Source organism: Paraburkholderia sp. SARCC-3016 (assembly GCF_031119615.1).
Taxonomy (GTDB): domain Bacteria; phylum Pseudomonadota; class Gammaproteobacteria; order Burkholderiales; family Burkholderiaceae; genus Paraburkholderia.
Genome location: NZ_JAVHZD010000073.1, coordinates 1 through 6,759, shown reverse-complemented (window position 1 = coordinate 6,759; position 6,759 = coordinate 1). Strand labels below are relative to the sequence as shown.

Genomic DNA, 6,759 nt, shown 5'->3' with positions numbered 1-6,759 from the left:
GGTCTAAACACAGTCGTATGACTACCCGTTATTTTAAGGTAGAGACCGTGTCCGGCAATTCAGGGGGCTGCTCCAATAAGCTTCCGCCCAGCAGTTCGGGCGGAAAAATTCAACGGACGCTCCAACCCCGAGCACAGATATCTGATAGATCGAAATAGAAAAGACATGGACCAGAGGCCAACTATCCTCTGGTCCTCCCAACACTCCCTCAAATCAAGCCGGCGTAATCACCAACTTCCCCTTCTGCACTTCCACGCGCACCTTGTCGGAGATCTCAAACCCCGCCTCTCTCAGCCATTGCCCCGACAGACGAATCCAGGGCGCAGGCGGATAATCCGCCGGCGTGCTCTTCCAGAACGGCCATCCCTTCGGCCGATAAAACGGCTGGCGTAGTCTCGACACGGTCAAGTAGCGAACCGAATTGCCGTCCTCTGTTTTATGATTGCGTTTAGCCATGGTCAACTCCTTCGGTGAGTTGGTTGTGGTTAGCGGGCCGTGAGGGCTGCAACCCTTGCGACCCGCGCTCTATCTCCTTCCTGCTCTCCCTTCTTCTCATTCCGTTTGCTGTGGAAAGAACGCGCTTCACGTTCTTTAGCGATCCATCATATTTTCGATGATCGGATGAATGAATGCAATGACTTGTACGGGCTAAAGATAATCCTAACAAGCGAAGTCTTAAAGCCTGCTTGAAGCAATCAAAACCTCGCAATCTCCCGCGCAGTAAGCAGTTTTCCTCCGCGTCCCAAGAAATCCAAAAACAGCATTAGAAAAGCTAAGAATCGTCCAATAGACGCGGCGTCTTAGCTCGCGTAATTTGTCGTGCTTATCTCGTCCGAGATAAGCAAGCGCTAAGACCGTCAGCGCGATTCATCCACGCACTAAGAAATGGACATGTCAGAACAAGAACAGAAAGGGAAGACGTATTGCTATGCAACCGTCGGCGCGCTCACGGAGCGAGGCGGACGCGTCACGACCGGATCGATGGTCTCAATCGGTGGCCTCGGCATTGCGCGCGTCGGCGATGTGGTGACCTATGCCGGCGGAAGCGAAGCCGTCGTCACGGACGGTGCGGGCGCTGCGCGTGTCATCGGCAATCGGCCCGCGGCGCTTGTCGGGAGCAGTCTGAGCAACGGCGACCGGATCATCGAAACGCCTTGGCAAAGCCTTCGCATGACCTTGTTTGTTCCGGACGGGAAAGTGATTCCAGGCTTGTTCGATGCAGCGTGGACGCCGCCGTCACGCGGACCTGATCACCGTTTTGTCGTTAGCGGATCGACGACCGCGCGCGGCGGCGTGCTCACGCACGCAACCAGCGATTGGGAGGTGCCGGGAACGGACCGCAAGGCTGCCCGTATCGGCGATTGCGTGGAGTATCAGGACGGAAGCCGCGCGCGGGTGGTCACCGGCGTCGGCATGCTTGGCAATGAGCAACTCGCGTTTGCTGTGGTCGGAAGCCTGCTCGAGAACGGTGACGTGATCACCGATAGCCCTCATCGCACGCCGTGTCTTTCGACGGAATTCGTTCCTGTCGGTGAGCGCGGCGCGGCAGCCTGATCCTGCGCCAGGGTCGTGGCAGTTGGAAAAAATTTGAATGGATGCCGGACTTTTTGACTCAAGGGACGTGGTGAATGAAACCGATTGTTTGCTTGTTGTTTTTTCTGGGGATTGTGGGGCAGCTTTGCGGGTGTGCGGCTGTGCAACACATGGCTATGTAGATGCGCGGGTGTACGGAGTGAACTACTCCGAAGACTATGTTCCTGATTTTTCGATTCTGACTCCGACAGGCAAGCATACGGGAATGGGAGGGGAACAGGTTCAGGAGTTTTCGAGAGGCGGCCTTAGTGGACAAGAATGTTGTGCGCCGATTCCGGGACCGGGCCAAACCCTGCTTGTCGAATGGCGCGTGGGTCGTCACCACGAACCCGTGTGGGACTCGCCAAGCCACACGGCGGGCCAAGTCCACGGCTTGATCAGCTGTTTTACGGGCGCCGCGTCATGCGTCAAATGGGAGACTAGTGAGTGAAACGAATTATTTGCTTGATGCTTTACGTGGCGATCGCGGCGATGCTCTGCGCGTGCGCGTCTGCGCGATCCGGTAACTACGTGACGGCATCTGTGTCTGCGGTGAATTACAGCGAAGACTATGTTCCAGATTTCTCGATTTTGACTGCATCCGGCGAGCGTACGGGAATGGGAGGCATCCAGGTTCAGGAGTTCTCAAAAGGAGGTCAGAGCGGAACCGAGTGTTGCGCGCCAATCCCCAATGCTGGCCAAACGATGATTGTCGAGTGGCGCATCGGCGGTCGTCAAGAAGCTGAGTCGAACTGGAATACGTTTCGAAAAGCGATCGTTGTGAGAGGGGAGACATCAAGCGATCCGAAAGCGACGAACTATCTGGTCGTTCGCTTCTTTCCCGAGCATCAGGTAGAGGCTGAATTCATGTGGGAGCGGACGGGTCCGCACGGACAACCAAGCCCGCGCCTTGATCAGTTGCTCTACGGGCGCCGCGTCATGCGTCAAATGGGAGACTAGTTAGTGAGACGAATTGTTTGTTTGCTGCTTTAGGAGCACATGAATGGGTATTTCATTCGCGCGAATTGCTTGCTTATCGCTTTTCATAGTCGTGATGTCTCTTACCTACGGATGCGCATCGGTACAGTCGCGCGGTTATGTTAGTGCACCGGCGTGGGCTGCGAACTACACCGAGGACTACATCCAGGAGTTTTGGGTTCTTACCGAATCAGGCCAGCGAACCGGACTAGAAGGTATCCAGGTTAGTGAATTCTCGAGGGGAGGAACCAGCGGTGGCCACATGGGCTACGCCTCGGTCCCCGGCGTAGGTCAGACAATCAAAGTGGTGTGGCGCGTTGGAGGGCATAACGATGCTGAGGCGACGTGGAAGACATTTAGTAAGGACGTCGTGGTGAAGGGAGAGACATCAAACAACCCTGAGACCGGGAATTTTCTGATCATCCGATTTTTCCCTCAACATGAGGTAGAGGCCGAATTTGTTTGGGAGTGGGCAAAGCCATACGCCAAATCAAGTCCACGGGTCGACCAATTGTTTTATGGACACCGTGTGATGCGACAGCTAGGGGAATGACGATGCAGGACTGGCTAACTGATAGTCCGATGGACTTCTTAAGGTCGATGAAGACGGCAACGCAACTTCATGCTGAAGAGTTTTCGACCTGCGCTACTTGTGAGCAACAGCCGTGGTTCACCTTCTTCTTCGACGGAACAGGCAACAATTCTCGCATCGATGAACCGAAACACAAGCTGTCGAATGTCGCCCGCTTGTATTCGGGGCATGCCTTTCAGGAGACGCCACTCATCAATCGCTTCTATTACCCAGGCGTTGGGAGTCCACTCAACGCAGGCGATGCGGGCTGGTGGGAAAACGTCCGCGACAGCGAGGTATTGGGGGCTGGCGCCGGGCTTGGCAGCGACGCGCGGTTAGTGCGGGCTGAGACTGATTTTTACTTTAACCTTCGCAAGAACAACAAAGTAACCCGCATCGACATCGCCGTCTTCGGCTTCTCGCGCGGCGCGACACTAGCACGCGCGTTCGTGAACCGCTTACTCGACCGATGCACGATGAAAGACGGCGTCCCTCACTGGCCGTGCGACACAGCGCTCGACGGCGAATCCGCGCCGTTACACATTCGCTTCCTCGGCTTATTCGACACGGTCGAATCGATCGGCTTGCCCGCTCATAACCTTTCCGACTTGCGTTTGCGTGTGCCGGAGCAAGTAGAGCGGTGCGTGCACCTGGTCGCCGGTCACGAGCTGCGCGCCTGTTTCCCGCTTACCGCTGTCGGAAACGGTAGCGCATGCGAGGAGATCGTGCTGCCCGGCGTTCATTCCGACGTAGGCGGCGGATATCAACCGGACGAACAGGGGCGCTCCGATATGCTCGCGCGCATCGCTTTGAATCGCATGCGTCTCGAAGCTGCGATCAGCGGCGTACCGTTTACCGCCCCGAAGCTCGCGGAAGAGAAAATTAACAACCTGTTCGAATACGACGAGACCGTAAAAGCGCTGTTTAACGAATACATGGAGGCGGTGAAGGAAACCGGCACACTGGAGCAGCAGCTATTCGCCCACATGCGCCTGTACTACGGTTGGCTGAAGGCCCGTTTCGGCCGCAACCCATGCGAGCTCTACAAAGATGCCTGTTCAACGAACCCGGAAGTCGACGCCCAGCTGAAGCGGATCCAGCAGTTTCACGAGCGTATGAAGGTGGATACCGACACGCTCAATTGGCGAGCGTATCTGACGCAGCTGTGGCAATCCGATCGACCGGAGTACGACCGCACGATCGCCACCGCGGGCGGCGACACGGTGACGAACCGGCCGCTGTCTGCAGCGGAGCAAGCCTATTGGGAAGCATGGCTAAACCCCCCAACGTTGTCGCGCAACCTGATCCGTTTCTTCGACTTGTACGTGCATGATTCCCGCGCCGGCTTTCTGAATATCGACAGCAGCGGCTATCTCAGGCCACGCCATATCGGCACCAGCGTCGCAATCACGCGTCAATAAGCCGGAGCACCAAACATGACGCGAATCTTTTACGCCATCGTAGACGGCGATCCGCTAACGAGCGGTGGTTACGTGATGGTGCCACCGCATCAAGACACAGTCGAAGACGATGCGGGAAAAAAGCGAAACATCGCATACGTCGGGCACAGCGCATGGTGCGCGCAATGCAAGTCGATGGGCGTGATCGTCGGTGGCTCCGGCATGTCGATGGACATGCGTCCCGTCAACCAGGCATTAGGCGGTTTGAAGCAGGCGATCAGCGGCGATTACGTGGCTTGCGGGTGTCACGAAAACCCGAGAGTCGTCGCTCGCTACGCCCCCGGGTTGAGGTTCATCGACGAGCAAACACCTGAGCTTTAAACGAAAAACGACCAACGTCATCGGAACGACACGCCCGCACCGCCAATACCGCCTCGACGTACCGCAAGCCGCAGTGCCGACCAGGCCGACATCTTTAGCTTCGACGGGCGAGCGCGCAATCGCATATCGGCAAGGAAGTCATTCTGGGCTTGCGGCCTGAGCGGATTACCGATCCGCGGCATGCGCACGATGCGGAAGGCGGCAAGCTGCAGCAGGTCGAGGTGAGGGTGGACGTGATCGAGCCGACCGGGCCCGATACGCTGGTGTTCGCGCAGGTGAACGGCAAGCGCATTGTAAGCCGCGTGCACCCGGGCGCGAATCCGCAGCCGGACCAGAATATGTCGCTGCTGTTCGATGTGTCGAAGGCGGTGTTGTTCGATCCGGCGACGGAAGAACGCATCGCTTAAGGATTTTTATTGGCGAGCTATGCTAAGGCCCTTCGCGTGACATAACGCCAGGGCCTTTTTTGATGAGCATTCCGGAGACTTCATCATGACGTCCAATTCTTCCGCTCCCAAGAAGCCGCTTTCGCAGAAGCGCGTCGATCTGCTCGGAGCGCTGCTGCAGGAAGCGCTGTTGACGGGGCGTCGACATTTGCGCCAGTTCTCGCAGCTGGCGGCGCTGGCGCGTGCGATCGAAAGCCCGGAGACGCCGGCGATGGATCGGGTTCGGCTGCTTTCGCTGTTAGGGCAAGTGGCGGCCGATGCCGAGGCGCAGTCGCAGCTCGATCTGGATGTGTTCGAGAATCTGCTGGGCGGGCGCGTGATGAAGCGGCAGGCGCAGCAGGAGGCACATCAAGGCAAGGATGTGTTTGTGGTCGCCGCAAACGATACACGTCACTGATCGAGCAAGGACGGGAGCCGGCGCTCGCCGGCTTTCCCGCTGTTGCAGGAGCGCCGTCAAGCACGGCGTTGCAGGTCCATTCCCGATTTCCCTTTTGAAATTGCACCAGTCAACCTGGTGCCTCGTTGTTGCGGGCGCTTCTTTTCGCTGACAGCCGGAGTCTTCACACGCTGGGTTTGCCGCCGTTCTTATCAACGTGGTGGCTGTAGCCGAGCGGCACAGAAAGATGGCGCAGGTGGAAGTCCGATCCGACGCGAGTTCAAAACGGGAGATGTCGCGATGAAAATCTATGTGTTTCCGGTACGTTCCGGCGTGGCTTATCTGGGCATCAAGTCACTGGTCAATCCGTACGACACCTCGCAAGCGGCGTGGTGCGCGGGCTGTCCCTCCGCCTTTGGCGGCAATGACGATGACGACAGTCCGCTAGTGGCTTGCAGCAGGGAGACGGGCGAAGAATCGCATCAGAAACTGGATCTCGATTCGGCCACGTTCAAATCGCTGAGCTCGTATACGGTCGGGCAAACGTCGTATCAGTTCTAATATGCGACGAACTTTAGCTACGATGCGGGCCACGTGTTGTCTCTGCCACTTGCCGCGCAGCCGGAGTATCAGGAAACCACCGGGCAGATCCTTCTTCTGGATCTGAATGCCGCGCCCGTCAATAACGCCGGCGCCACGGCGGCCTGGATGTTGGCGCAACAGCAAGCGCAATTCGGTCCATCCACTATTTCGGCTACGGCATTGGGACAGTTCAATACGTCGGTTACCGTGCAGGCCTTCATGGCACTGGCGCAGTTGCATCAGGCCGGCATGTTGGACAGTTGATGGTTTCGCAGGTTGGTTGGCGCCGTGTGTTCTGTGCGATCGCGCGAGCTAGTGCGGCAGGCGGATATCGAATTTGAAGGTGACCAGCCGCGCGATCAGGATGAACATCGTGGCGATCAGCACGCTGTAGACGTTGTCGAAGTTGATGTGATCGAGAAATACATAAAGCAGGCAGCCCGCGAAGGCGCA

General features: G+C 57.4%; 9 protein-coding genes and 2 pseudogenes. 9 read left to right on the top strand and 2 right to left on the bottom strand.

Going from position 1 to position 6,759, the window contains the following annotated elements; translation table 11 throughout:
- Positions 1-213: 213 nt before the first annotated feature.
- Positions 214-456 carry a SymE family type I addiction module toxin gene (locus QYH69_RS35525; RefSeq protein ID WP_308836298.1) on the bottom strand — a complete coding sequence of 81 codons (243 nt, stop codon included), beginning with the start codon at positions 454-456 and terminating at the stop codon, positions 214-216.
- Positions 457-891: 435 nt separating this feature from the next.
- Here QYH69_RS35525 and QYH69_RS35520 point away from each other — a divergent pair, with 435 nt between their 5' ends.
- From QYH69_RS35520 to QYH69_RS35480, 9 genes and pseudogenes are all read left to right on the top strand, one after another.
- On the top strand, positions 892-1,554 hold the full coding sequence (locus QYH69_RS35520) for a PAAR domain-containing protein (protein ID WP_308836297.1): 663 nt from the start codon (positions 892-894) through the stop codon (positions 1,552-1,554).
- Positions 1,555-2,019: 465 nt separating this feature from the next.
- Entirely contained in the window at positions 2,020-2,532 is a 513-nt protein-coding gene (locus QYH69_RS35515) for a DUF3304 domain-containing protein (RefSeq protein ID WP_308836296.1), read from the top strand.
- 43 nt (positions 2,533-2,575) lie between these two features.
- Entirely contained in the window at positions 2,576-3,103 is a 528-nt protein-coding gene (locus tag QYH69_RS35510; RefSeq protein ID WP_075156146.1) for a DUF3304 domain-containing protein, read from the top strand.
- Between the two features lie 47 nt (positions 3,104-3,150).
- Positions 3,151-4,542 carry a DUF2235 domain-containing protein gene (locus QYH69_RS35505; protein WP_308836295.1) on the top strand — a complete coding sequence of 464 codons (1,392 nt, stop codon included), beginning with the start codon at positions 3,151-3,153 and terminating at the stop codon, positions 4,540-4,542.
- A gap of 15 nt (positions 4,543-4,557) precedes the next feature.
- Complete coding sequence (locus tag QYH69_RS35500; RefSeq protein ID WP_308836294.1) at positions 4,558-4,902, top strand: PAAR domain-containing protein; 345 nt, start codon at positions 4,558-4,560, stop codon at positions 4,900-4,902.
- A 125-nt stretch (positions 4,903-5,027) separates the two neighbouring features.
- Positions 5,028-5,309, top strand: a pseudogene (locus QYH69_RS35495) (TOBE domain-containing protein); the annotation flags it as partial.
- Between the two features lie 85 nt (positions 5,310-5,394).
- A complete protein-coding gene (locus QYH69_RS35490; protein WP_308836293.1) occupies positions 5,395-5,745 on the top strand; it encodes a hypothetical protein in 351 nt (116 codons plus the stop codon).
- 279 nt (positions 5,746-6,024) lie between these two features.
- Complete coding sequence (locus QYH69_RS35485; RefSeq protein ID WP_308836292.1) at positions 6,025-6,285, top strand: hypothetical protein; 261 nt, start codon at positions 6,025-6,027, stop codon at positions 6,283-6,285.
- A 33-nt stretch (positions 6,286-6,318) separates the two neighbouring features.
- Complete coding sequence (locus QYH69_RS35480) at positions 6,319-6,570, top strand: hypothetical protein (protein ID WP_308836291.1); 252 nt, start codon at positions 6,319-6,321, stop codon at positions 6,568-6,570.
- Positions 6,571-6,618: 48 nt separating this feature from the next.
- On the opposite strand, the pseudogene QYH69_RS35475 reads toward QYH69_RS35480, so the two are convergent.
- Positions 6,619-6,759: pseudogene (locus tag QYH69_RS35475) on the bottom strand (trimeric intracellular cation channel family protein); the annotation flags it as partial.